Raw genomic sequence first — 25,042 nt, 5'->3', positions numbered from 1 at the left:
TTAGGCGAGTTTAGCTGTCATCGAATCGAGCAGCTCCTGCCACGCGTCCACAAACTTCTCTACGCCTTCGCGCTCTAGCGTGGCGACGACATCCTCAACGTCAATGCCAACCTCACGCAGCGCCGCAAACACCTCGCGGGAGACAGCTTCGGTGCCGGTGAGCGTGTCGCCGTGCACACCGCCATCCGCGAGCGCCGCGTCAAGAGTCTTCTCCGGCATCGTGTTTACAGTATCCGGTCCGGCCAGCTCCGTGACGTACATCGTCGCAGGGTACTCAGGGTTCTTCACACCCGTTGACGCCCAGAGCGGACGCTGCTTGTTCGCGCCGTTAGGCAGTTCGTCGATGAGCTCCGCCTCGAACTCCTTTTGGAACAGTGCATACGCCAAGCGGGCGTTCGCAATGCCTGCCTTGCCACGAAGCGCGAGAGCCTCGTCGGTGCCGATGATCTCGAGGCGCTTGTCCACCTCGCTATCCATACGGGATACGAAGAACGATGCCACCGAATGGATAGTGCTGACATCGTGGCCGTTCGCAGCAGCCTGACGAATGCCCTCCTTGTACGCGTCGATGACCTGCTGGTAGCGCTCTACCGAGAAGATCAGCGTCACGTTGACCGAAATGCCTTCGGCGAGGGCGGCGGTGACGGCCGGAAGCGACTCGTCGGTTGCGGGAATCTTGATCATCAAGTTCTCCCGGTCGACCTGATTCCAGAGCTCCTTCGCCTGCGCGATGGTCTTTGCTTCGTCAGCCGCGTAGCGAGGATCTACTTCAATGGACACGCGACCGTCCTTGCCACCCGTTGCCTCGAACGTATCGCGGAACAGGTCGCACGCATCTTGAACGTCCTTGACGCTCATTGCGTAAACCGCTGCATCAGCAGCAGATCCAGCAGCCTTCAACTCGGCGAGTTGCTCGTCGTAGTGTGTGCCCGAGCTCATCGCCGCAGCGAAGATCGCCGGGTTAGTGGTTACGCCGACAATCGATTTCGATGCCTTCACTTCAGCGAGGTTGCCGGTAGCAATGCGTTCACGCGACAGGTCATCCAGCCACGTTGACGTGCCTACGTTGTACAGATCGTCGATAGCAGTCATGCACTCCTACTTTCCGTCGCCGCGGGTTGGTTCGGACTCGGTGTCGCCAACACGCTGGCTCGTTGGCACGCTGCGGTTATCTCGCACGCATGCAAGAGTCTCGCGGGCGACGCGGACAACGTTGTCGGTGGTGAAACCAAAGCGTTCGAAGAGCTCCGCGCCCGGGGCAGAAGCACCGAAGTGCTCCAGCGACACAGCGCGGCCGAACTCGCCGAGGAAGCGGAACCACGGCATGGAGGTTGCTGCCTCGACAGACACACGGGCCTTGACCTCGCGAGGCAAAACAGCGTCGATGTAGTCGTCGTCCTGTTCCATGAACCAATCAATGGACGGCACGGAAACCACACGCGTTGCGGTGCCATCTTCCTCGAGCACCTTGGCGGCCTCAACCGCGTACTGCACCTCGGAGCCGGTCGCCATGATGATCAGGTCCGGAGTCTCCTTCGAACCCTCAACCAGGACGTAAGCGCCGCGGGCGACACCGTCGAACGCCTTCTCCTTGGTGCCCTCGAGCACCGGCAGGTTCTGGCGCGACAAGGCCAGGGCCTTCGGCTGTTCCTTCGCCTCGAGTGCGGCGATCCACGCAGCAGAAGTCTCGTTCGCATCTGCCGGACGAATCACGGCAACGTCCGGGATGGCGCGCAGCGCAGCCAGAGTCTCCACCGGCTGGTGAGTTGGGCCGTCCTCGCCGAGGCCGATCGAGTCGTGCGTAAACACGTAGTAACCATCGATGCCGGACAGTGCGGCAACGCGGATGGCGGGGTAGAGGTATTCAGAGAAGATGAGGAAGGTGCCACCGTATACGCGAGTGCCACCGTGCAAGGCAATGCCGTTCATGACAGCGCCCATCGCGTGCTCACGAATACCGAAGTGGAGGTTGCGGCCGTACGGGTTCGCCGTGAACATCTCCGTAGAGATCGACTCAGGACCGAACGACGGCTCGCCCTTAATGAGGGTGTTGTTGGAACCAGCAAGATCCGCAGAACCGCCCCAGAGCTCAGGCAGCATAGCGGCCGCAGCCTGGATCGCAGCTTCAGAAGCCTTTCGGGTAGCTAGGCCCTTGGCATCCGGTTCCCAAGTGGGGAAGTCCTTCTTCCAATCCGCAGGCAGCTCACGGGCAGTGAGGCGATCCAGCAGCGCCTTGCGTTCCGGGTTTGCCGCAGCCCAGGCGTTGAACTTCTCATCCCACTGGGCACGCTTTTCGGCTGCGCGCTCACGCAGCTTGCGGGTGTGGTTGATCACGTCGGCTTCCTCAGGGAAGTGAACGTCGGTATCGAAGCCGAGTTCAGCCTTCACCGCAGCTACCTCGTCCGCGCCGAGAGCTGCGCCGTGGATAGCACCAGTGTTCATCAGGTTCGGGGCCGGGTAGCCGATGACGGTCTTCACACGGATAATGGTCGGCTTCGTGGTCTCGGCCTTCGCCTCTGCGACGGCTGCTTCGATTGCCACGACATCCTCGCCCGACTCGACGGTCAGCGTCTGCCAACCGTAGGCCTCGTAACGCTTCATCACGTCTTCGGTGAACGCGATTTGGGTGTCGTCCTCAATGGAGATCCGGTTGTCGTCCCAGAACAAGATGAGGTTGCCCAGCTGCTGGGTACCTGCAAGCGAAGATGCCTCTGCGGTAACGCCTTCTTGGAGGCAGCCGTCGCCGGCGATGGCATAGATGTAGTGATCGAACGGGGACTCGCCAGCAGGCGTCTCAGGGTCGAAGAGGCCGCGCTCTCGTCGAGAAGCCATTGCCATGCCCACAGCGGAGGCAAGGCCTTGGCCGAGTGGACCCGTAGTGATCTCCACATGGTCAGTGTGGTTGTACTCCGGGTGCCCCGGCGTCTTTGCACCCCAGGTGCGCAGATCCTTCAAGTCCTGCAGCTCGAGGCCGAAACCGCCGAGATAAAGCTGCACGTACTGGGTCAACGACGAGTGGCCGTTGGATAGCACGAAACGGTCGCGGCCAACCCAATCCTTGTCGGACGGGTCAACATTCATCACACGCTGGAACAGGGTGTAGGCGAGCGGCGCCAGGGACATCGCCGTACCCGGGTGTCCGGACCCGCAGTTTTCCACCGCGTCGGCCGCCAGCACGCGGGCAGTATCAACTGCACGAGTGTCAGTATCGGTCCAATCCGACGGGTAGTTGCGGACAGTCATGGCTTGCAGCTCGGGGGGCAGCGTCACTTCATTCCTCGCTTAAGTTGAGTCTGATGAGGTCTCCCAAGAGCATACTGCGTGACCCTTATGGCGTGTTCGATTCGTGCCTACAGTGGGGGAACGGCTACCATCGTCCAAAGGTATGAGTGCCCTGCGCCACCTGAAGAATAAAAAGGAGAGAGTTGTTGGAGACCATTAAGGCATATTTCGCGTTGACGAAGCCGAGGGTCATTGAACTACTCCTGGTCGCCGCAATCCCGGCGATGCTCCAGGCTGACCGCGGCGAAGTTCACGTTTGGCTCGTCTTCGCAACTCTCCTCGGAGGCTGGATGGGTGCCGGCGCCGCAAACACGTTCAACATGGTGGCCGACTACGACATCGACCAGAAAATGGGGCGTACGCGCGCCCGCCCGCTGGTCCGTCACAAGATCACCAAGCAAAAGGCCGCCATCTTTGCATGGGCACTGCTGATCATCAGTGTGCTGTGGCTTGGTTTGCTCTGTAAGTCCTGGTTGGCGGCGTTCTTCATCATCTTGACCAACGCGTTCTACATCTTCGTCTACACGAAGTGGCTCAAGCGCCGCACGTGGCAAAACGTGATTTGGGGCGGCGCGGCTGGCTGCATGCCGGTGCTCGTCGGCTGGGCCGTGATCCGCGACAACGTCACCGACGGAACGCCAGACCACTGGTGGCAGGCCATCGTGATGTTCCTGATCATCTTCTTCTGGACGCCACCGCACACCTGGGCGCTAGCAATGAAGTACAGGGAAGACTACGCGCGTGCGAATGTGCCGATGCTGCCGGTGGTGGCCTCGCCAGAAGAAACCAGCCGTCAGATCGTGCTGTACTCCTGGCTGACCGTCATTGTCTCGTTTGGCCTCGTGCCGGCTGCGTCGTGGATTTACCTCGTGATTGCCGTGGTATCCGGTGTCGCATTCCTCGTCATGGCGACCAAGCTGCACAACGGCATCGTGCGAGGCGAGAAGGTCAAGCCGCTAAAGCTGTTCATCTTGTCGAACAACTACCTCGCGGCCCTGTTCCTCGGTCTGTCCTTTGACGCCGTGCTTGGCTGGGAGACTATAGGAGAACTGCTCTTCTAATCCCGCTCGATTAATCCCGCTCGATCTTGAGCACCACAGAACCTGTGGTCTTACGCGCCTGCAGATCCTCATGGGCTTTGCGGGCGTTCTTGAGCTCATACGGCGGGTGGACGCGCATCCTGACGGTGCCGTCCTCGATCGCACGGACAACTGCCTGTGCGCGCATGAGGAACTCCTCGTCTGTGGCAACGTAGTGCTTCAGCGAGGGGCGGGTGAGGAACAGTGCTCCGTGCTGGTTCAACTCTTGAATCTTGAACGGCTCCACGTCGCCCGACGCGGAACCGAAGGAGCACACGAGGCCGCGCGGACCTGTGACCTCAAGGGCAAACTGGAAAGTGTTCCTGCCAACGCCGTCGTAGACCACGTTGACGCCCTTGCCACCGTTGGCTTCCTTGATTTCCTCTGCGAGAGCGGAGCCCTTGTCTCCGTAGCGGAACACCTTGGTCGCTCCGGCTTTGTACGCGAGATCCTCTTTCTCGTCACTAGAAACAATCGAATAAACCGTGGTTTCGAGCGCCGCAGCCATCTGGGTCAGGATAAGGCCGACGCCACCGGCGCCAGCAGTGATGACCATGGTGTCTCCCGGCCTGGTATCTCGAACACCGTGGAGAAGGTAGTGCGAGGTCATCCCCTGTAGAAGCATGGATGCCGCAACCTCGGGCTGCACGCCTTCCGGCACTGCGACGAGACGGTTGCGGTCGACGGCAACCTTCTCTGCGTAGGACCCTGGAGCGTCGTGCCAAGCGACGAGCGTACCCGGCGCGATTTCCCCCAATGGGTCGTCGACCACTCGGCCGCAACCTTCGGTGCCGGGGACGTAGGGAGGCTCAGAGGCGTACGTTCCGGAGCGGAAGTACGTGTCTATGTAGTTGACGCCGGCATAGTCGACGTCGATAAGCAATTGCCCCTCGCCTGGAACGGGATCGGCGATCTCGGTGTATTCGAGTACCTCCGGGCCGCCATGTTCGGTAACAAGAATTGCCTTCATGTCACACTAGCGTAGGCAAACGACGCTTTCCGTGTGCGAAAAGGAATGCACTAAATGCTACGACCGTTGATGACATGCCGATGTGGGCTGGGATTGTCCAGCGTGGAACACCCATCCTGAACTGGATGACGCCGATGGCCCACTGCACAAAAATCAATGCAATGAGCACCCAGACGGTTCGTTTTGCGTCTGCAGGGGCATCAGAGCGGCGCAAGATGAAAGCGACGACGAAGGTTGCGATGAGGTAGACGTACATGCAGATGGCGTGGACATAGGCGAGCATCCGGGTGTCGAGGTCGAGACGACCTTCCATGCCAACACCGGAATCACCCGAGTGTGGACCCGAGCCGGTAACCATAGTGCCGGTAACGAGGACAAAGCAGAGCGCGACGGCGGCGATGACAGTCCAGGTCTGAGCATGCGCGGGGAAGCGGCGCGTCGGCTCGGCCGCATCGGTTTCTGCGATGCGCATGTAGAGCACTGCCGCAACCCACACGAGCAGCATCGACGGCAGGAAGTGCACCGCGACGGACCACCATTGCAGGTCGAGGCGTACTGAAATGCCGCCGATGACGGCCTGGACAACAACGCCGAGGAAGGAAACCCAAGCCATCGTCTTGATTGCGTCGCTGCGCTTCGCTTTGTATACCGCAATTAGGACAAGGACTGCGGCAGCGGCGACGACGAAGGCGAGCAGGCGGTTACCAAACTCGATTGTCTGGTGAATCCAAGGTGCAGCGCCCGCAACCGGCACGAGTGAGCCCTCGTGGCACAGCGGCCAGGTGTCGCAACCGAGACCGGAACCGGTCACGCGGACAAGCGAGCCGGTGACCGTAATGCCACCTTGGCAGATGAGCAGCACCATGCCGAGAACGCGCTGCAGGTGGAGTGAGGGATCTTGCCAGGCCTCTTTGAAGCGGCTTTGGGACTTTGGCTGGGCGGTGGTGGTCGACAAAACTTCTCCAACTTTCGGATGAATAACGGCTTGAGTGTATCGCGGTTAGTCGTCAAAGCGGAACAGGCGCACCGCCCCGATGATCGCTAGGACAGTCCATACTGCGAGCGAGACCCAAGCCGACACGTTAAAACGCAGGTCAACAGCATCTGCCAAAGCGCCGGCTAGCGCGACCGTGGGCACAGCATTCCAAACACCGGCACTAGAAAGGTCTCCGGAATAGACCACCCATCCAACAATGCCCATGAACGCAATCCAGATCAGGTTTGCCAGCGCAAGGACTAGCTCGGAGCTCAACGTGCCGCCCATCAGTAGTCCCATGGCGGTAAACGCCGCCACGCCGAACAGCAGGGTAATCAGGCCGAATCCAGCGCCTGCGACCGAAACTCGCCAGCCCAGGTATAGGGCAATCGCGCCGAGGACGACGATCTGTACCAAAACGGTGGCGAGAACACCGAAGATTTTCCCGGCGACAATGGTCCATGGTGGCACGCCCGAGGCGCCCACGCGCTTGAGCGCTCCGTATCGACGATCAAACGCAAGGGCAATCGCCTGGCCCGTGAAGCCAGCCGAGGTAGCAGCAACAGCAAACACCATCGGAACGAGTGCGTTGAAGTCGGTGTCGTCGCCAAACATCGGTATGTGCGTGGCTGCGATGAGCACCGCAGCAGGGATGATGAGGTTGACGAGGAGCTGTTCGCCGTGGCGCAGCATCAGCCTTGCTTCAACGCGGCCTTGTGCCAGTGCCATCTGTGCAAGTGATGCACGTTGCGGGTTCGGCGTGAAAATACCAGGGGTAAGAGCTCGGTCGGTGGTCTGGGCTTGCGTGGTCATTGCGTTAGCTCCTCAACTCTCGTCCGGTGATATCCAAAAAGACGTCCTCAAGGTCGCGGTGCGACATCGACAAATCCCGGATCAGCACGTTTTGCTGGGCAGCACTTCGCGCAAGCGCTTCGATGACGGCCGGGGAACCGGCGCCAAGAATTCGGTAGCGCTGAGGGCTGACTGCCTCGGCGGTAATGTCGAGCGCTCGGAGTTCGTCGTTAAGCAGGTGCACATCGAGCTTACGGTCCGTGCGGACAGCAACAACCGGGTACTCCTCATGACTGGTCAACTCCGCTGGGGAGCCTTGGGCGACGAGTTTGCCATGGTCAATGATCGCAACGTCGTCGGCGAGCGTTTCCGCTTCGTCCATCAAGTGGGTGGTAAGGAGCACAGTGGTGCCGTCACGCTTCATCGCCTGGATGATGTCCCATACTGCGAGGCGCGACTGGGCATCCATGCCTGCAGTGGGTTCGTCGAGGAAGATTAGTTCTGGGCGACCAATCATCGCGAGCGCGAGCGACAGTCGCTGCTGTTGGCCGCCCGACAGGCGGCGGTACGTGGTCTTCGCTACGCCTTCAAGCCCGAGCAGCTCTATAAGCCAGTCCGGGTCGTGAGGATTGGTGTTGTACCGCGCAGCGAGCTGCAGGATCTCGCGAACCTTCAACGACGCATAGGATCCGCCCCCTTGCAGCATGATGCCGATGCGGTCACGGACCTTCTGCGGTTGCGTAACAGGGTCGATGCCAAGCACCCGGATAGACCCGGAGGTTGGTGTGGTAAACCCCTCGCACATCTCAATCGTCGTCGTTTTGCCGGCACCATTCGGGCCGAGCAGTGCCAAAAGTTCACCACGTCGCGCGGTAAACGTCAGCCCGTCGACAGCCCGCTTTTCGCCGTACTCCTTGACGACATTGTCGACTTCAAGAGCAAGATCACTCATGGCCGATCAGTCTAGCCCGCGGCCCCGCCAGTACCGGAAACCCAACCAGGCAACAAGCACTAACGCAGTGAACGCAACAGCGGCTGACCCGTAGATTGTCACCACAGCAAACGGCGGCAGTGCCAGCCCGCGCGGGAGTACAAGGAAACTAAAAACCGCGCTATAAGACGCCACAATCACCCGGAAAAAGAACCGGTTCGCCCAGGCCGCTAGCGGCAAGATCGCCCAGAGCGGATACCAGGGGTGCACCACCGGGAACAGGATCACGAGCACCAGCATGGATACGCCGAGCCCGCCGACGGGGTGGATCGTGCCCTTGAACGTGGCCCACAACATGCGGACCGCGAACGCTGCAGCTACGGCGAGCCCTGCGCCACGCGTAATGACGAGTATCGCCTCGGTCTGATCGCCAAGTCCTAGCAGCATCCCAATGAATCCGCTGATGACGCCGATGTCGGTGGTCAGCGAGAGCCAACTGCGTATCGACGCAGCACCGCCCTGTCCCGTCACCCACCCGAACCCGATGCCGGTACCGAGGGAGACGAGTGTGATCGTCGCTAAGAAAATAAGCGTTTGCACGGCGACTGCCCGCGCAATGGAGCGCACCGTAGAGACTCCCTTGAGGTGAAAACTGCGCGCGAGCGCCATGCCAATAAACCCCAGCGGGATGAACCCGGTCACCTTCACCAACCCCGCACAGGAGAGGAGAACGCCCGATGCTATCAGGGTGATCCAGGTACGGAACGTTGCGTCGCCAATTCGGATCGGATCGACTGCTCTGAGCCCGAGCTCGAGGCCGACGAGGACGAAGCCGACCAGTAACGCCTCGTTGTGAATACCTCCGACGAGGTGCAGGATGGTCAGTGGGTTGAGCAGGCCGAGCCACAGCGCAGCCGAGGCGTTGACGCCACACCGTTGCGCAAGGGCACGCAACCCCCACGATGCTGCGAGCAATCCCGCGACAGAAAGCACACGGTGCAGGAAGACCCCCCAAAACACTGCATCGGCGGTAACAATGGAAATTAACGCCGCGATGCCGAGTGCAACCGGCCCGTACGGGCTTGGAGAGTGCGCCCAAATGAACGGCACGGACCTGGCCAGTGGGTGGTCGACGCCGAGGATCTCTACTGGCCCGGCGGCGTACGGATCAAGCCCCATGCGCACAATCGCGCCGTTAGCCAAATAAGAATAAATGTCCTGAGTAAACAGGGGCGCGGTCAACATGAGTGGCAGCACCCATGCGACGAACGTGCGCTGCAACGCCGGTGCTCCGATGCGCGGTGCGTGCCCACCTGCGCCGACAAACGGCGCCATAATCAGCCATGACGCGACAAGCATGCCCACGCCGATGAGCACGATGGCGTTAGAAGCCAGCATCATTCGACTCATGGTGGCCCCAAAGGGGAAGGCGAACCACGGATTATCGACGACTGGGAGCGCCCCGCCACCTAAACCACCGAGCGCGATGAGACACGCGCCCAGGGCTCCGAGCCAGCGCAAAATGAAAAACCGGTCCCGCTCCCGGTAAGACGGTTGTGGAATGGACGAACCGCCATCAAACCCGGGCGACGGATTGTGCAGTTCCGAGGAACGCGAACCGGGCCGCCCCATGTGGGGAAACTCCGCAAGGACCGCACGGCCAGGGCGCCGCAGACGCGGCAATCTCGGCGAGCGGGGAGGCTGGGCAGTCACGTCGCTAGAGCTTACTTGGTGCGCGCCACGCCAAGGAGACCCGCTTCGGCGGGAATAATTACGACACACTAGTGTTGTGTAAAGGCGAGCAGAGAGCCAAGGAAAGGGGTTGCATGGTGGCAGAGAAAGACACTGCATACCGCGCGAACGGAACAACCCGTTCGCAGGTGATGTCTATCCTGCTCAAACAAGGGCCCGTTGCGGCGGCCGAAATCGGCACCGAGCTTGGACTTTCGCCCGCCGGCGTACGACGCCATCTGGACAAGCTCGTTGAAGAAGGGATGGCAGAAACCTGCCCGCCGCGTGCGGTAGCAGGGGATCAGGCATCCCGCGGCCGTCCGGCAAAGCACTTCCAGCTCACCGTCAAGGGTAGGGAAGAGTTCGGTACGAGCTACGACACCATCGCACTTGAGGCCGTTGATGTGATCGAATCTATCGGCGGCGAGGAAGCGGTGCGTGAATTCGCTCGCAGGAGGGCCGAACGCATCTTTGCAGATGTCCAGACTGGTGCTGACAGTGACGACCCGGAAGCAGCAGTGCAAGCTGTTGCTGCCGCGCTCGAAGCCCACGGATACGAGCCCACCGTCAGGCGTACGCCAGCAGGTATCCAACTGTGCCAACACCACTGTCCAGTCTCCGCGGTAGCGGCTGAGCATCCAGAATTGTGCGAGGCGGAACACGAGGCCATTGCGCGCATCGTCGATACGCATGTGCAACCGCTCGCCCTTATTGTGGACGGACACGGCATCTGCACGACTAACATCCCTCTCGCCCCAAAGGCGGGAAACGAAACGAAAGGAGCGGCTGACAATGACTGAAGCGAAGCCAACGCCAGGTCTTGAAAAGCCGATGAACGACGACGAGATCATCGAGTCCATCGGCGCTTACAACTACGGCTGGCACGACTCCGATGTTGCCGGCGCATCCGCGCGACGCGGCCTCAACGAGGACGTTGTCCGCGACATTTCCGGCATCAAGGAAGAGCCGGAATGGATGCTGAACCAGCGTCTCAAGGCGCTCGAGATCTTTGAAAAGAAGCCGATGCCGACCTGGGGTGCAGACCTCTCCGGCATCGACTTTGACAACATCAAGTACTACGTCCGCTCCACTGAAGAGCAGGCAACCTCCTGGGATGACCTGCCCGAGGACATTAAGAACACCTACGACAAGCTCGGCATCCCCGAGGCAGAGAAGCAGCGCCTCGTTGCAGGCGTTGCAGCACAGTACGAGTCCGAGGTTGTCTACCACCAGATCCGCGAGGACCTGGAGGAAAAGGGCGTCATCTTCGTCGATACTGACACCGCGCTGCGTGAGCACGAGGACCTATTCAAGGAGTACTTCGGCTCCGTCATTCCGGCCGGCGACAACAAGTTCTCCGCGCTGAACACCGCAGTGTGGTCTGGTGGCTCCTTCATCTACGTCCCGCCGGGGGTCCACGTGGACATCCCGCTGCAGGCCTACTTCCGCATCAACACCGAGAACATGGGCCAGTTCGAGCGCACGTTGATCATTGTCGACGAGGACGCGTACGTGCACTACGTCGAGGGCTGCACCGCCCCGATCTACAAGTCGGACTCCCTGCACTCCGCGGTGGTGGAAATCATCGTGAAGAAGGGAGGCCGCTGCCGCTACACCACCATTCAGAACTGGTCGAACAACGTCTACAACCTGGTCACCAAGCGTGCCAAGGCTGAAGAGGGCGCGACCATGGAGTGGGTCGATGGCAACATTGGCTCCAAGGTGACCATGAAGTACCCGGCCGTCTGGATGACCGGTGAGCACGCCCGTGGCGAGGTGCTCTCCGTCGCCTTCGCAGGTGAGGGCCAGTTCCAGGACACCGGTGCGAAGATGACGCACATGGCTCCGCACACGTCGTCGTCGATCGTGTCCAAGTCCGTCGCCCGCGGCGGTGGCCGTGCCGCATACCGTGGCTTGGTCCAGGTCAACGCCAATGCGAACGACTCCGCATCCAACGTTGAATGCGACGCGCTTCTGGTCGACAACATTTCCCGCTCGGACACGTACCCATACAACGACATTCGTAACGATCGTGTCACGCTCGGCCACGAGGCGAAGGTGTCCAAGGTTTCCGAGGACCAGCTGTTCTACCTCATGTCCCGCGGCATCGCCGAGGAAGAGGCAATGGCAATGATCGTGCGCGGCTTCGTCGAGCCGATCGCCAAGGAGCTGCCAATGGAGTACGCCCTCGAGCTGAACCGTCTCATCGAGCTGCAAATGGAAGGATCGGTGGGCTAAATGGCTGAAACCGTCAAGAACGCCACCACACACAACAACAAGGGCGACCTGTACTCCTCCTTCAATGTCGAGGATTTCGAGGTCCCAGGCGGCCGCGACGAAGTCTGGCGCTTCGTCTCCCTACGTCGCCTGCGCGGCCTGCACAACGGCCAGTTCGCGCCGCAGGCTCCCGCCCAGATCACAGTTGACGCTCCGTCTGAGGTCACCGTTGAGCAAGTTGCGCTTGACGACGACCGCGTGACCGCCGCCGGAGCCCCCGTCGACCGCATCGCCGCCCAGGCGTGGACCTCCTCCGAAAACGCCACCCTGGTATCGGTGCCAGCAAACGTCGAGCTCAACGACACAATCACCATCACTGTGACCGGTGCAGGCGCAGACGTCACGACGTTTGGCACCATCGTTGTCGAGACCGGCGCAAACTCCGGCGCAACCGTGCTGGTGCGCTACGAGGGATCCGGTACTCACGCCGACAACGTCAACTGGGTCATCGGCGAGGGCTCCCGTGTGAACGCCGTCATCGACGCCAATTGGGATCTTGATGCGGTGCACGTTGGCCAGCAGGCGATCGTCGTCAAGCGAGATGCAACCCTGCGCCACCATGTCGCCACCTTCGGCGGCGAGGTCGTGCGAATCTCCCCACGCGTGTCCTTCGAAGCACCGGGCGGCGACGCCGAACTGACCGGCGTGTACTTCGCCGACGCTGGCCAGTACATCGAAAACCGCCTGCTCGTCGATCACGGTGTACCGAACTGCCGCTCCAATGTGCTCTACAAGGGCGCCCTCCAAGGCGACAAGGCCTCCGGCTTGCCCGAGGCACGCACCTGCTGGGTCGGCGACGTGCTCATCCGCGCGGAGGCGCAAGGCACTGACACCTACGAAACCAACCGCAACCTGGTGCTTACTGACGGTGCACGCGCCGACGCGATCCCGAACCTGGAAATCGAAACCGGCGAAATCGCTGGTGCAGGCCACGCAGCAACCGTCGGCCGCTTCGACGACGACCAGCTGTTCTACCTGCGCTCCCGCGGTATCCGCGAGGAAGACGCCACCCGTCTGATCATCCGTGGCTTCTTTAACGAGGTCCTCAACCAGATCCCAATCGAGTCGGTCCGTGAAGACCTCATCGCCCGCGTCGCCGGCGAACTCGAGCGCAACGAAAACTAAAAGGAGCTTCTATGTCCACCCTCGAAATTAAGAACCTGCACGCCAACGTCCTTCCGTCCGAGGAAGGCCAGGAGCCGACGCCGATCCTCAAGGGCGTCAACCTGACCATTAAGGGCGGCGAAACCCACGCCATCATGGGCCCCAACGGCTCTGGCAAGTCCACCCTTGCCTACACCTTGGCCGGCCACCCGAAGTACGAGGTAACCGAAGGCGAGGTTCTCCTCGACGGCGAGAACATCCTGGAGATGGATATCGACGAGCGCGCACGCGCAGGCCTCTTCCTCGCCATGCAGTACCCGGTCGAGGTCCCAGGCGTGTCCTCCTCGAACTTCATGCGCTCCGCTGTCACCGCAGTGCGCGGTGAGGCTCCGAAGCTGCGCGAGTGGGTTTCCGAGCTCAACGCAGCGCGCGAGGCACTCCAGATGGATGCTTCCTTCTCCGAGCGTTCCGTCAACGAAGGCTTCTCCGGTGGCGAGAAGAAGCGCCACGAGGTCATGCAGCTTTCCCTGATGAAGCCGAAGTTCGCCGTCATGGATGAGACCGACTCCGGCCTCGACGTCGACGCGCTTCGCATCGTCTCCGAGGGCATCAACCGCTACCAGGACGAAACCGGTGGTGGAGTGCTCATGATTACGCACTACAAGCGCATCCTGAACTACGTCAAGCCGGACTTCATCCACGTCTTCGCGGACGGCAAGATCGTCAAGACCGGCGATGCTTCCCTCGCTGATCAGCTCGAGGCCGAAGGCTACGAGAAGTTCATCTAATGACGCTCGACGTAACTGCAATCCGGCAAGAGTTCCCGATCCTGGGGCGCACCGTGCGCGGCGGAAAGCCGTTGGTGTACCTGGATTCGGGGGCGACGTCGCAACGCCCGCAGCGGGTGTGGGACGCTGAGCGCGACTTCGTGCTCGGCTACAACGCTCCCGTGCACCGCGGTTCATACCTTCTCGCAGAGGAGGCGACCGACGCCTACGAATCAGCCCGCGAGGCGATCGCGGCGTTCGTAGGCGCGCGTAACGACGAGATCGCGTTCACCAAAAACGCCACCGAAGCCCTGAACTTGGTTGCGTACGTCCTGGGTGACTCGCGGGCGGGCTCGCTCGCGGTCGGGCCCGAGGACACGATCGTGATCACCGAGCTCGAACACCACGCAAACTTGGTGCCATGGCAGGAGCTCGCCCGTCGCACAGGCGCGACGTTGAAGTGGTACAAGATGACCCCGGACGGGCGCATCGACCTCGACTCGCTCGAGCTCGACAACTCCGTCAAGGTGGTCGCCTTTACCCACCAGTCAAACGTCACCGGTGCGGTTGCAGATGTCGAGGAGATGGTGCGCCGCGCAAAGGCTGTCGGGGCTCTCACCGTGCTCGACGCTTGCCAATCCGTGCCGCACATGCCGGTCGATTTCCACGCCTTGGACGTTGACTTCGCTGCCTTCTCCGGGCACAAGATGTGCGGCCCCAGTGGTGTGGGCGCGGTGTACTCCAAGCACCTCAACGAGCTGCCGCCGTTCTTGACCGGTGGCTCCATGATCGAGGTCGTGCGCATGGAGGAATCCACCTTCGCTCCCGCACCGCAGCGCTTCGAGGCGGGGACCCAAATGACCTCGCAGGTTGTCGGGCTCGGCGAGGCAGTGCGTTTCCTCACCGAGGTGGGTATGGAGGAGATCCAGGCTCACGAACACGAGCTCACGGCCTATGCACTGGAGCAGATGCAGGCAATTGATGGGCTGCGCATCGCTGGCCCGCTGACGGCTGAGAATCGCGGTGGCGCGATCTCGTTCACTGTCGACGTTGTCCACCCGCATGACTTGGGTCAGGTGCTCGACTCTGAAGGCGTTGCGATTCGCACCGGCCACCACTGTGCGTGGCCGGCCCACCGGGGCCTCGACCTGCAGTCGACCTCGCGGGCCAGCTTCTACCTGTACAACACTCTCGACGAGGTAGACACCCTGGTGGCCTCTATTGCCAAGGCGAAGGAGTTTTTCGCACGATGAACCTCGAATCCATGTACCAGGAAGTCATCCTGGACCACTACAAAAACCCGCAGCACGCCGGGCTCCGCGAGCCTTATGAGGCGGAGGTGCACCACGTCAACCCGTCCTGTGGCGACGAACTGACGCTGCGTGTTCACCTGTCCGAAGACGGCTCCACCGTCGAGGACGTTTCCTATGAAGCAGTTGGGTGTTCCATCTCGCAGGCTTCGACCTCCGTGATGGCTGAGGAGGTCATCGGGCTGCCGGTTGCTGAAGCAATGAAGAAGCTCGAAGCTTTCGACGAGATGATCACCTCCCGCGGCACCCTCGAAGGCGACGCGGAAATGATCGGCGACGGCGTCGCCTTCTCGGGTGTGTCGAAGTTTCCGGCTCGCGTCAAGTGCGCGCTGCTCGGCTGGAAGGCATTCCAGGCGGCAACGTCGGATGCATTGGAAGAAAAGGAGTAACTGTGACCGAATCGAACAAGCAGTCCGAGCGACCACAGCAAACCGAAGAGCAACTCAAGTTGGTCGGTGAAGTAGAGGAGTACCTCCACGACGTCATCGACCCGGAGCTGGGTATCAACGTTGTTGACCTCGGCCTGGTCTACGACATCTGGATCGAGGAGCGCGAGGGCAAGACCGTCGCGGTGCTCAACATGACGCTCACCTCGCCGGCGTGCCCGCTCACCGACGTGATCGAGGAGCAGGCCACCAATGCGGTGGTGTCGAATACCGCGGTCGACGAGCTTGAGCTCAACTGGGTATGGATGCCGCCGTGGGGCCCGCAGTTCATCACGGAAGAGGGCCGCGAGCAGCTGCGTGCGCTTGGCTTCGCTGTCTAGACATCTATCTTGATCTTTCCCCGTCACGGATTGACTGTGGCGGGGAATTTTCGTTTAGGGGTGGTTGATAGAGTGGTGCCCCGTGATTGTTACGAATGATCTCGAGGTCCGCGTCGGGGCACGCACGCTTCTCGACGCACCAGGCCAGCACCTTCGCGTCCAACCCGGCGATCGCATCGGCCTAGTCGGCCGCAACGGCGCCGGCAAAACGACGACGATGCGCATCCTGGCGGGGGAGACCGAACCCTACGGTGGCTCGGTGACTCGGGCTGGCGAGATCGGTTACCTCCCGCAGGACTCCAAGGAGGGCGATATCGAGCAGACCGCCCGCGACCGTGTGCTCTCCGCGCGCGGGCTGGATCAGATCCAGCGCTCCATGGCAAAGCAGCAGAAGATCATGGAGGAGACCGACGGGGCGGAGCGCGACAAGGCGATTGCGAAGTTCTCCCGCCTGGAGGAGCGCTACCAGGCCCTTGGCGGTTACGAGGCCAACGCTGAAGCGGCGCAGATCTGTGACAATTTGGGGCTTCCGGCCAGGGTGCTTGATCAGAAACTTAAGACGCTTTCGGGTGGTCAGCGTCGCCGCGTCGAACTGGCCCAAATTCTCTTTGCTTCTCGCCAGGGTTCGGGTAAGTCGAAGACGACGCTTCTTCTCGACGAGCCCACTAACCACCTCGACGCCGACTCCATCACCTGGCTGCGTAACTTCCTGTCCAAGCACGAGGGCGGGTTGATCATGATCTCGCACGACGTTGAGCTTCTCGACGCCGTCTGCAACAAGGTCTGGTTCCTCGACGCCGTCCGCGCGGAGGCCGACGTGTACAACATGGGCTTTTCCAAGTACAAGGACGCACGCGCCCTCGACGAGGCCCGGCGGCGCCGCGAGCGCGCCAACGCGGAGAAGAAGGCCTCGGCCCTGCAGAAGCAGGCCGCCAAGCTCGGCGCGAAAGCCACTAAGGCGGCCGCGGCGAAGCAGATGCTGGCGCGTGCCGAGCGCATGATGGGGGAGCTCGACGAGGTCCGCGTCGCCGACAAGGTCGCCTCCATCTCGTTCCCTGAGCCGGCGCCGTGCGGCAAGACCCCGCTCTTCGGCAAGGGGTTGACAAAGATGTACGGCTCGCTCGAAGTCTTCGCGGGCGTCGATCTTGCGGTGGACAAGGGATCCCGGGTGGTCGTTCTCGGCACGAATGGTGCGGGCAAGACTACTTTGCTCAAGCTGCTCGCCGGGGTGGAGCGCACCGACGGGGAGGGTGGCGTCGTCTCCGGCCATGGCCTCAAGATTGGCTACTTTGCCCAGGAGCACGACACGATCGACGGCTCCAAGTCGGTGTGGGAAAACACGATCGAGGCTTGCCCCGACGCTGGCCAACAGGACCTGCGTGGGCTGCTTGGTGCCTTCATGTTCTCCGGCGACAAGCTCGATCAGCCGGCGGGCACCCTTTCTGGCGGCGAGAAGACTCGCCTAGCGCTGGCGACGCTGGTTTCCTCGCGTGCGAACGTGTTGCTTCTCGACGAGCCCACCAACAACCTCGACCCACAATCCCGCGAACAGGTCCTCGATGCGCTGAAGACGTACACGGGAGCGGTGGTGCTGGTCACCCACGATCCGGGTGCGGTGCGGGCGCTCGAGCCAGAGCGGGTCATCATCATGCCGGAGGGCGATGAAGATATGTGGAGCGACGAGTACATGGAGATCGTCGAGCTGGCTTAGCAATTCGCCATTGGGGCTTGGGCAGGCTAGCGCCCACCAACGTTCGAGGCAGGCGAGTTTCCGGTGGCAGCCTAAAACGGCGGGTAAGGGGATTGGTGTTTAGCCCATGATGGCGGCTCGGCAGGCTCGCGCGGTGGTGGTTTCGCTGTGGCTGTGTTCAGTCGGTGGTTTCGTTTACGGATCCGATTGACGGCTGAGTTTTCTGCCGCATCTGCATGATTGAACCTAATCTTGGTGGATCCGGGTTGCTTCACACCCACGCGGCCAGTTGCGTGGTCCCGTTCGATGTGACTCGTGTTGCCTCTGTGGTCTTTGAAGTCGTTGTTACATCGGTGATGGGTTCTACAAAGTGCGGCGAGGTTGTCGATGTTGGTATCGCCGCCCCGAAGCCACGAGGTGATGTGGTGGATCTCGGCCTGGGTCAGCGGGGCGGTGCACCCCGTCCAGGCACATACGCCCTGCACCGCGAGCAGTGTGATCCTCTGCGCCAGTGATGCAAGGCGGTTTGTGCGGTAGAGGTTCAACGGCAGTGCGGTGGCGCCATCAACGGTCAGGATGAAATCAGCGGTACCGTCCATGCCGAGGCGGACGAGGTCGAACGCGGTGAGGTCGATGCCGGTATTGGTTTGAAACCTTGTGGTTGGGGAGGCATCGGCGATCTCGTCGAGCGTCACGGAGACGACGACAGATGCGCAGCCGCCACCCGTTGGCTTCTGGCACGTGTCGTAGTGCTTCAGCATTTTTGCGAACTGGTCGTAGGCCCGTTGTGCTGGGGACCGGTAGTCGTCGACATCCTTTGGCATGTTTGAGTTTGGCGCTAGCCCCTTATCGGTGAGCGCCTTGAACAATGCGGTGTCGCTGGCGGTTGCGTCGATGGTGATCTTGTGGGTGCCGTCGGCACGCTGCGGCCCGATATGGAGTCCGCGCTTTTCCATCCCTGCGTTCGGATTCGCCGGGTCGAGGTGTTCGCGGTTGGCTTCTTCGACCCAGCGTCGTACGGTTGCGCGGAGGTCTTTGACGGTACGGCGCGGAGCCTCCTCGAGCGCCTTAGCCTGGAGGCGAGCACGAGCACCTTTAGCAGCCTCAACGAGGCGATCCAGTTCGAGGCGGATCACGCGCTGTTTCTCGGCGTTAACGCGCTCGGCGTTTCGGCGTGCCGTTTCCTGCTCGCGGCGCGCCTGTTCGCGTGCCGCTTGCTGTGCAGCTGCTTTCGCCGCCGCGTGTGCGGCATCGTCGACTATGGATTCAGCATCGGAGTCGAAGAGGTCTCCATCAGCAGTGTCCTGTGTGGTCTGCTCGCAGTCGGGCTCGCCGTAGTAGTCGCGGCCACGGGCGAGGCGGTCGTAGGCTTCCTTGGGGTCAAGACCAAGCTTCTTCTGCAAATACTGGGTCGGATGTTTCGCGCCGACGGTGCGGCCAGCTTCGTCGCGTTCGCAGAGGAAGGCGAAAAAGGCGTCGAGGCTTGCCTTGACGTTGAAGGCTGCCTCAAAGCGTTCCATTTCTTCGTGGATGTCGTCGAAGTGCAACGTTGCCGGGTCGTGAAAGAGGTCCTTGATTGCGAAAAGGGCATGGGAGATGGTGTCGACGTGGCGCGAAAGATCCGTTGACATGGTTTCTCTCCTTTCTCGCAATCGGAATCAGTGTTAGAACGGACCTTTAACAGATGTAGGGATGGAGTCGGTCCAGGGCACAGCGGCAAGAAAGCTAGATGCGATGGATTCTCGGCGTGGTTGTATCAGCCGTTCATGTATGCGGTTCATCGAGTCTTCGTTGACATCGACCACCATGATCAACCGGCCGGAGCTATCGCTCAGGCGCAATGAATTTTCCGGCGAATCAATGGTGAGGAAGGGATGGTCGCTCGGGAAGTGTGGTTTCACTTCGTTCTCGTATTCGTCGCCAAGCAATGCATCTTGGAATGGGCGAATCTGGACGTGTGGTGGCTCCCAGTGGAATAGGGTTTGCGCCAAAATCTCCGCAGTAACGGATCCATCATCCCGGAGTGAAAGCAGATTGGTCAGGATCCTGTTCCCATCGGTCGGAAGCAGGATATCCAGGCCAGAGCAGTACTCGCCGTTGCGCTTTGAGATAACGCGTATGACTTTGCGTTCAAGAAGTGGCGGCGGCTGCATATACATGTCCGTGTTGTGAGCACGAGCCAATTCGTAAAGTGGCTTAACGTTCTCATGGTCAAACGTGCAACGGTCCGGCTTATAATTGTCGATCCTGAGCGTCACTTCGCGCCGGGCGTAGTCGAGGATTAGGTATTTTTCGCAGAGCTCATCGAGGTAAGGCGTGTCCACATATTGTGTGGATAAAGGCTCTGGAAGTTGGCCGAGAAGATTTGCGATGTCGCCGAGTCCCCGTGTCGGATTTTTTGCGTCGATCCGATATGCGTAAATAGATTCGAGTATGAATGCGAATCCATCCCCGTGAAGATGAAATGTTGCGCCGACCGGCTCGCATTCATTGCGTTCGGTTATGACATGTAGTAGCGGTTCTGGGAACATTTCTGCGCTCCTTAGATCGTAAAAATTGCGTTACCAGTGACCGTAATGAGCTAAACATTGATCGCACAAGTGTTTGATCACTATATTGTGCATTGGACCCTAGATAAAAGAAATATTCGAAATTTTGCGAGAATAGCAACACGCTTATCGACGATCAACCCAACCGGCTAAACTTCAAGCCATGGCTAAAAACAATGAGTTCATCGACACCATCAAGGACGCATGGAACAGCTTGTCCTCTGACCAGAAGACCATCGCTGGCGTCTTGGCCACGATCGATACGGCAGGCAAGGCCTTCGCGTTGCGTGACCTTGCCCGCACCAACTCCAACAAGATCCGTGGTCCAAAGTGGCTATGGACACCGATCATCGGAGCGGTGAACACGTTGGGCTGGGTCGGCTACTTCATCATTGGGAAGAAGCGCTAGGTCCCACGGCAGAGGATCCGCGGTAAAAGCGGATCTTGCTGATGTTTTGGGGGTCGGGCCGCTGCCAGGGATAGCGGTCGGGGTAGGCCCGTACCTCTTCGCTCAGGCGCATGAGTGTGTCTGTTCCAGCAGGACCGCCCAGAGTAAGCACTCCGTCGACGATCTCGACCGCCGATGAGTAAGAAGGTTCGTCCGACATGCTTTGCACTGAAGCCGTTGGGAATTCCGCGAAGAGTGTCCGGCCGCGCCTGAAAACGAAGACGTTCTCGTCGTAATAGCTAGGACGAATTCGCTCCGCGGCGATCAAGCCCCACACGTACACCACGGCCCACAGCGACAGCAGCAACGCAACGACGCGAATGGTACCTGCAGGCAGTACAAGGTGGACAACGACTGCCTCGACGGCAAGCACCGCTGTGACCATCCCAAGCAATTGCAATCGACCAGGTTGATGGGGCAGCGCCGTAGCCTCTTCGGGGATGAGTGTCTCCCGGCGGATCCAACGCAAGAGATCTCGGTATAGACCGAGTTCATACTTGGCCAGGCGGAAGCCGGGGTGTTTTCGGAACAAGCGGAGGAAGCTACGCAAGGGGATCACCTGCCAGCACTTGAAGCACTAATCCCTGTGCGCCCTTCGTAGGTACATCCGACGACGCAAGTGGCACGTCTCCGGGGCTGAGGGTGGGGAAAATGTCTCGCATCAGTCCGGCTTGCGCCAGCGGGCGAAGCCTATCGACGATTACTTCGACGGAAGGGTCTCCAGGCCGCAATTCACCGAGTTTTAGCCAGAGGTCCGCAGCCTTTCGAGCTGCGGCGAGACAGCTGGGATCTTGAAGATTCTTCCGGAGCTGCTCCCAAGTGCCCGGCGTAGCAACGCCGGTAAGGGCCATGAGGTCCCATGAATCCAGTTCGATCCGCAAAAGTGACGAATCATCGATTAAGGAGCCGAGCGAAAAACGGATGTCGTCCGGGGTCCCATGTGGCGATGTAGACAGAGCGAGAAGGCGCCGTTTCTGGCGCTGGAGCTGTGTGATGCGTTCGTCGAGAAGGACGAGCGATTTCTCAACAGCATTCGGGCTCTGGACTTCAGATACCGGAACGCCGGCGTCGATAAGTGCTCTGGCGCGAAGGACCGCCGCGAGATCGGATACGGAATAGTTGCGGTAGTTACCACTGGTCCGAGCAGGTTCGGGAACTGCGCCACTCGTATGCAGGTGACGCACGGCCCGCACGGAGCAGCCTGCAACTGCAGCGACTTCTGAAATCTTCACACGACCATTCTCAACCCTGACACTGTGTCAGGGTCAAGATGCCCGTGAAACTAATTAGTTCCTAAACCCGTGTACCGGTGCGGGGATGAAGCCGCCACGGTGAATGAATTCGTCGTTGCCTACCTTGTTTACGGGGATGACCGGTGCGTAGCCGAGTAGACCACCGAAGTTGACCTCGTCGCCAGGCTTGGTGCCCGGGACTGGGATGAGGCGTGCTGCGGTGGTCTTATGGTTCATGACACCGATTGCTGCTTCGTCGGCGATCATGCCGGCGATGAGCTCGGCGGAGGTGTCGCCTGGGATCGCGATCATGTCGAAGCCGACGGAGCAGATCGAGGTCATGGCCTCTAGTTTGTCCATGGAGATCGCACCGGAGTTGACGGCGTCGATCATGCCCTTGTCCTCTGAGACTGGGATGAAAGAGCCGGAAAGACCACCGACGCGGGAGCAAGCCATCATGCCGCCCTTCTTTACCGCATCGTTGAGCAGGGCAAGTGCTGCGGTGGTGCCGTGAGTGCCCACTTGGTCGAGGCCCATGCGTTCGAGGACGTGCGCAACTGAGTCGCCCATTTCTGCAGTCGGTGCAAGCGAGAGGTCGACAATGCCAAACGGGACGCCGAGGCGCTCAGCAGCAAGAGTGCCGACGAGCTGGCCCGCACGGGTGATCTTGAACGCGGCTTTCTTGATCTCCTCGGCGACTTCGTTGAGCGTCGCGCCCTTGAGCGGAGCGATCGCATTGTCAACGACACCTGGGCCCGACACACCAACGGAGATAACCGTGTCAGGCTCTTCGATGCCGTGGAAGGCACCGGCCATGAACGGGTTGTCTCCGACTGCGTTGGCGAAAACGACGAGTTTCGCACAGGCGATGGAGGAGCGGTCCTTGGTCAGTTCCGCCGCTTCCTTCACAATCTCGCCCATCTTGGCCACGGCGTTCATGTTGATGCCAGCGCGCGAGGATGCGATGTTGACGGAGCTGCAGACGTTGTTGGTCTCCGCCAGAGCTTCCGGGATGGAGTAGATCAGGTTCTTGTCGGCACGCGTGCCGCCCTTTTCTACGAGCGCCGAGTAGCCACCGACAAAGTTCACACCAAGTTCGGCCGCTGCGCGATCAAGTGCACGAGCGATCTCAACAGGGTTGCCCTCGACACCTGCAGCGACGAGTGCGACCGGGGAGACTGAGATGCGCTTGTTCACAATGGGGATGCCAAGCTCGCGTTCGATGCCCTCGCAGACGGGGACAAGGTTGCGTGCGCGCTCGGTGACGCGGTCGTACACGGCCTGTGCGGTCGCTTCCATCGTGGCGCGGGTGCAGCCGATGAGCGAGATACCCATGGTTACGGTGCGGATGTCCAGACGATAGTCCTCGATCATCCGGATGACGTCGAGGAATCGTGCGTCAGAAAACTCGAGTTTCACGGTCGTCCCTTAGATGTCGTTGATGGCGCTGAACAGTGCTTCGGATTGGATCCGGACCACCATGCCGAGTGGCTTGCCACATGCGTCGAAGGCGTCCTGGAGAACGCCCATGTCAACGTTGCCTTCGGGGAGTTCGACGCGCATGATCATGGTGAAGAAGTCATCCATGATGGTCTGCGAGACATCGACAATGTTCAAGCCCTGGTCAGCAGCGGTCTTTGACACGGCCGCAATCACGCCCGGGCGATCCTTACCTGTGGTTGTAATAATTGCATGCATGCGAAAAGTATAGGCGGGAAATGTGCGTTAAGGTCGCATTTATGAAAACTCAGCATGTACTTGTTCTCGGTGCGGGTGGAAACGTCTCGCGCTTCACTGTGCCCAAACTAGTGGGCAATGGCCACAACGTTAGTGCTCTTGTCCGGAATCCTGACCACGCCAAGCAGCTTGTCGACGATGGCGCCACCGTCATCGTTCGCGATCTCACCACTCTCGACCAGGAGGGATGGGCACGCCTCCTTACACCATTCGATGTGGTTGTCTGGTCCGCGGGCGCAGGCGGGGGATCTGCGGAGCGGAGCTGGGCGGTGGATCGCGACGCTGCGATGACGATGATCGACGCGCTCGAAGAGCTAGACGAGTTCGCCCCATTTCTCGTCATGGTGTCCTATGCAGGTGCCACCGAGGCCTCCACTGAGGATGATGGCGGTTCGTGGTACGCCTACGTTGAGTCAAAGAAAGCCGTTGATCGGCGCCTGCTTGATTCGAGCCTGCCACACCAGATCGTCGGCCCAACGCTGCTGACCGATGACCCAGCAGAGGGCATCGCGCTTCTCGACGAACCACGTGGCACCGAATCCGAAACCCCTCGAGAGCTCGTAGCAGATGTGATCGTCGAATCGGTTGGCCGTGGCGAGCCGTTTGCACGTAACCCGCTGGACTTTGAGGGTGGCAGCGGGTCAGTCGCAGGCCTCTAATTGTCGAGGGAAAAGTAGTCCTCGCGGCACAGCCGGGCGAAGTTGCGAAGAAGCATGTTCGCCCGGCTGACGTCGTGATTGGGCAGATCTGCGACGATGCGGGCGTACTCCTCGGCAGGGAAGTAGCCGTAGTCGTGGAAGAAATCCATGCGTGTACGCATGGCGTCGGCGTCCATTTCGGCGTGAAACTGTGTGGCCCACACGTGGTCGTCGTAACGCACCATCTGCACTGGGCAGGAGGGACCTGTAGCGAGCACGGTCAACGAATTGGGCAACTCTACAGGGTTCTCTGTATGTCCCGTCAGCGCGGTAAACGTGCCGGAGCCACTGACTACGGGGTCAAGCTCCCCTTCGGCTGTCACGTCAACGATGGTAGGTCCAGAAGGCTCAGGCGAGGTGCACCCAACGGTGCCGCCGAGGTGGTCGACGAGCCAGGAGATGCCGAAGCAGACGAAAAAGACAGGCTTGCCAGATGCAACCACGGTGGATAGCACGTCGTCGATATGCAGGTGCCAGGCACCACGTTCTTCATTGGTGACGTTCAGCGAGCATCCGCCGACGATAATCCCGCTGACCGTGTCGAGCGGGCCTAATTCAGCGTCAGGCGAATTGATGATGCGAAGCTCCATATCCAATTCGCTCAGGCCAGTTGCGCGCAGCGTGTCGTGATACTCGGCGTGCGCGACATCTGGGCCGATCTCGCCGTTGCGAAGTGAAAGGAAAAGGAGCTTAGCCATGCCGG

At 60.6% G+C, this 25,042-nt stretch carries 25 protein-coding genes; 11 read left to right on the top strand and 14 right to left on the bottom strand.

Going from position 1 to position 25,042, the window contains the following annotated elements:
• Nucleotides 1-1,092 (bottom strand): transaldolase, encoded by a 1,092-nt coding sequence (gene tal, locus HMPREF2617_RS00635; RefSeq protein WP_070839046.1) that lies wholly within the window; start codon nucleotides 1,090-1,092, stop codon nucleotides 1-3.
• Between the two features lie 6 nt (nucleotides 1,093-1,098).
• Entirely contained in the window at nucleotides 1,099-3,243 is a 2,145-nt protein-coding gene (gene tkt, locus HMPREF2617_RS00630; RefSeq protein ID WP_083323146.1) for a transketolase, read from the bottom strand.
• A gap of 182 nt (nucleotides 3,244-3,425) precedes the next feature.
• On the opposite strand from tkt, the gene HMPREF2617_RS00625 reads away from it, so the two are divergent.
• Nucleotides 3,426-4,343 carry a heme o synthase gene (locus HMPREF2617_RS00625; RefSeq protein WP_288870091.1) on the top strand — a complete coding sequence of 306 codons (918 nt, stop codon included), beginning with the start codon at nucleotides 3,426-3,428 and terminating at the stop codon, nucleotides 4,341-4,343.
• A gap of 10 nt (nucleotides 4,344-4,353) precedes the next feature.
• Here HMPREF2617_RS00625 and HMPREF2617_RS00620 read toward each other — a convergent pair whose 3' ends face one another.
• Genes HMPREF2617_RS00620 through mptB form a run of 5 tightly spaced genes read right to left on the bottom strand, consistent with a single transcriptional unit; the run spans nucleotide 4,354 to nucleotide 9,662 of the window.
• Nucleotides 4,354-5,331, bottom strand: coding sequence for a quinone oxidoreductase family protein (locus tag HMPREF2617_RS00620; RefSeq protein WP_070839044.1), 978 nt, complete (start codon nucleotides 5,329-5,331; stop codon nucleotides 4,354-4,356).
• A gap of 1 nt (nucleotide 5,332) precedes the next feature.
• Nucleotides 5,333-6,286 (bottom strand): COX15/CtaA family protein, encoded by a 954-nt coding sequence (locus HMPREF2617_RS00615; protein ID WP_070423133.1) that lies wholly within the window; start codon nucleotides 6,284-6,286, stop codon nucleotides 5,333-5,335.
• Between the two features lie 45 nt (nucleotides 6,287-6,331).
• On the bottom strand, nucleotides 6,332-7,120 hold the full coding sequence (locus tag HMPREF2617_RS00610) for an ABC transporter permease (RefSeq protein WP_070615016.1): 789 nt from the start codon (nucleotides 7,118-7,120) through the stop codon (nucleotides 6,332-6,334).
• A gap of 4 nt (nucleotides 7,121-7,124) precedes the next feature.
• Nucleotides 7,125-8,051 (bottom strand): ABC transporter ATP-binding protein, encoded by a 927-nt coding sequence (locus HMPREF2617_RS00605; protein ID WP_070615017.1) that lies wholly within the window; start codon nucleotides 8,049-8,051, stop codon nucleotides 7,125-7,127.
• A 6-nt stretch (nucleotides 8,052-8,057) separates the two neighbouring features.
• On the bottom strand, nucleotides 8,058-9,662 hold the full coding sequence (gene mptB, locus HMPREF2617_RS00600; RefSeq protein WP_141740870.1) for a polyprenol phosphomannose-dependent alpha 1,6 mannosyltransferase MptB: 1,605 nt from the start codon (nucleotides 9,660-9,662) through the stop codon (nucleotides 8,058-8,060).
• A gap of 194 nt (nucleotides 9,663-9,856) precedes the next feature.
• On the opposite strand from mptB, the gene HMPREF2617_RS00595 reads away from it, so the two are divergent.
• The 8 genes from HMPREF2617_RS00595 to HMPREF2617_RS00560 all read left to right on the top strand — a co-directional run bounded on the left by HMPREF2617_RS00595 (nucleotide 9,857) and on the right by HMPREF2617_RS00560 (nucleotide 17,696).
• Nucleotides 9,857-10,561: a helix-turn-helix transcriptional regulator gene (locus tag HMPREF2617_RS00595; RefSeq protein WP_070423137.1), complete on the top strand. Its 705-nt coding sequence runs from the start codon at nucleotides 9,857-9,859 to the stop codon at nucleotides 10,559-10,561.
• Entirely contained in the window at nucleotides 10,554-11,999 is a 1,446-nt protein-coding gene (gene sufB / locus HMPREF2617_RS00590; protein ID WP_070839042.1) for a Fe-S cluster assembly protein SufB, read from the top strand. The genes HMPREF2617_RS00595 and sufB overlap by 8 nt, the downstream gene beginning before the upstream one ends.
• Entirely contained in the window at nucleotides 12,000-13,163 is a 1,164-nt protein-coding gene (sufD, locus tag HMPREF2617_RS00585) for a Fe-S cluster assembly protein SufD (protein ID WP_070451433.1), read from the top strand.
• 11 nt (nucleotides 13,164-13,174) lie between these two features.
• A complete protein-coding gene (sufC, locus tag HMPREF2617_RS00580) occupies nucleotides 13,175-13,930 on the top strand; it encodes a Fe-S cluster assembly ATPase SufC (protein ID WP_070451435.1) in 756 nt (251 codons plus the stop codon).
• Nucleotides 13,930-15,162, top strand: a complete 1,233-nt coding sequence (locus tag HMPREF2617_RS00575; protein ID WP_070839040.1) for a cysteine desulfurase — start codon at nucleotides 13,930-13,932, stop codon at nucleotides 15,160-15,162. The genes sufC and HMPREF2617_RS00575 overlap by 1 nt, the downstream gene beginning before the upstream one ends.
• A complete protein-coding gene (gene sufU / locus HMPREF2617_RS00570) occupies nucleotides 15,159-15,608 on the top strand; it encodes a Fe-S cluster assembly sulfur transfer protein SufU (protein ID WP_070484813.1) in 450 nt (149 codons plus the stop codon). The genes HMPREF2617_RS00575 and sufU overlap by 4 nt, the downstream gene beginning before the upstream one ends.
• A gap of 2 nt (nucleotides 15,609-15,610) precedes the next feature.
• Nucleotides 15,611-15,985, top strand: a complete 375-nt coding sequence (locus HMPREF2617_RS00565; protein WP_083323145.1) for a metal-sulfur cluster assembly factor — start codon at nucleotides 15,611-15,613, stop codon at nucleotides 15,983-15,985.
• 82 nt (nucleotides 15,986-16,067) lie between these two features.
• Nucleotides 16,068-17,696 (top strand): ABC-F family ATP-binding cassette domain-containing protein, encoded by a 1,629-nt coding sequence (locus HMPREF2617_RS00560; RefSeq protein WP_070484812.1) that lies wholly within the window; start codon nucleotides 16,068-16,070, stop codon nucleotides 17,694-17,696.
• A gap of 71 nt (nucleotides 17,697-17,767) precedes the next feature.
• Here HMPREF2617_RS00560 and HMPREF2617_RS00555 read toward each other — a convergent pair whose 3' ends face one another.
• Together HMPREF2617_RS00555 and HMPREF2617_RS00550 are read right to left on the bottom strand one after the other, a co-directional pair.
• A complete protein-coding gene (locus HMPREF2617_RS00555) occupies nucleotides 17,768-19,306 on the bottom strand; it encodes an HNH endonuclease signature motif containing protein (protein ID WP_070839038.1) in 1,539 nt (512 codons plus the stop codon).
• A 33-nt stretch (nucleotides 19,307-19,339) separates the two neighbouring features.
• On the bottom strand, nucleotides 19,340-20,206 hold the full coding sequence (locus tag HMPREF2617_RS00550) for a hypothetical protein (protein WP_070615036.1): 867 nt from the start codon (nucleotides 20,204-20,206) through the stop codon (nucleotides 19,340-19,342).
• A gap of 181 nt (nucleotides 20,207-20,387) precedes the next feature.
• On the opposite strand from HMPREF2617_RS00550, the gene HMPREF2617_RS00545 reads away from it, so the two are divergent.
• The gene (locus tag HMPREF2617_RS00545) at nucleotides 20,388-20,633 is read left to right on the top strand and encodes a PLDc N-terminal domain-containing protein (protein WP_083308126.1); all 246 of its coding nucleotides are present in this window, start codon (nucleotides 20,388-20,390) and stop codon (nucleotides 20,631-20,633) included.
• Here the strand turns inward: HMPREF2617_RS00545 and HMPREF2617_RS00540 are convergent.
• Genes HMPREF2617_RS00540 through HMPREF2617_RS00525 form a run of 4 tightly spaced genes read right to left on the bottom strand, consistent with a single transcriptional unit; the run spans nucleotide 20,614 to nucleotide 23,602 of the window.
• On the bottom strand, nucleotides 20,614-21,222 hold the full coding sequence (locus HMPREF2617_RS00540; RefSeq protein ID WP_070829172.1) for a hypothetical protein: 609 nt from the start codon (nucleotides 21,220-21,222) through the stop codon (nucleotides 20,614-20,616). The genes HMPREF2617_RS00545 and HMPREF2617_RS00540 overlap by 20 nt on opposite strands.
• On the bottom strand, nucleotides 21,215-21,904 hold the full coding sequence (locus HMPREF2617_RS00535) for a MerR family transcriptional regulator (RefSeq protein ID WP_070839036.1): 690 nt from the start codon (nucleotides 21,902-21,904) through the stop codon (nucleotides 21,215-21,217). The genes HMPREF2617_RS00540 and HMPREF2617_RS00535 overlap by 8 nt, the downstream gene beginning before the upstream one ends.
• Nucleotides 21,905-21,958: 54 nt before the next feature.
• Complete coding sequence (locus HMPREF2617_RS00530; protein WP_083316637.1) at nucleotides 21,959-23,323, bottom strand: PFL family protein; 1,365 nt, start codon at nucleotides 23,321-23,323, stop codon at nucleotides 21,959-21,961.
• A gap of 9 nt (nucleotides 23,324-23,332) precedes the next feature.
• Nucleotides 23,333-23,602 (bottom strand): ACT domain-containing protein, encoded by a 270-nt coding sequence (locus HMPREF2617_RS00525; protein ID WP_070423148.1) that lies wholly within the window; start codon nucleotides 23,600-23,602, stop codon nucleotides 23,333-23,335.
• Between the two features lie 41 nt (nucleotides 23,603-23,643).
• Between HMPREF2617_RS00525 and HMPREF2617_RS00520 the strand changes: the two genes are divergently transcribed.
• On the top strand, nucleotides 23,644-24,300 hold the full coding sequence (locus HMPREF2617_RS00520; protein ID WP_070615040.1) for an NAD(P)H-binding protein: 657 nt from the start codon (nucleotides 23,644-23,646) through the stop codon (nucleotides 24,298-24,300).
• On the opposite strand, the gene HMPREF2617_RS00515 is transcribed toward HMPREF2617_RS00520, so the two are convergent.
• Nucleotides 24,297-25,037 (bottom strand): glutamine amidotransferase-related protein, encoded by a 741-nt coding sequence (locus tag HMPREF2617_RS00515; protein ID WP_070423149.1) that lies wholly within the window; start codon nucleotides 25,035-25,037, stop codon nucleotides 24,297-24,299. The two genes, HMPREF2617_RS00520 and HMPREF2617_RS00515, sit on opposite strands and share 4 nt — an antisense overlap.
• Nucleotides 25,038-25,042: the final 5 nt, after the last annotated feature.

This window comes from Corynebacterium sp. HMSC070H05 (genome assembly GCF_001837615.1).
In the GTDB taxonomy this organism is placed as follows: Bacteria; Actinomycetota; Actinomycetes; order Mycobacteriales; family Mycobacteriaceae; genus Corynebacterium; species Corynebacterium coyleae.
Note: the sequence above shows the minus strand (reverse complement) of the source record. Positions and strands in the feature narration are given on the sequence as shown.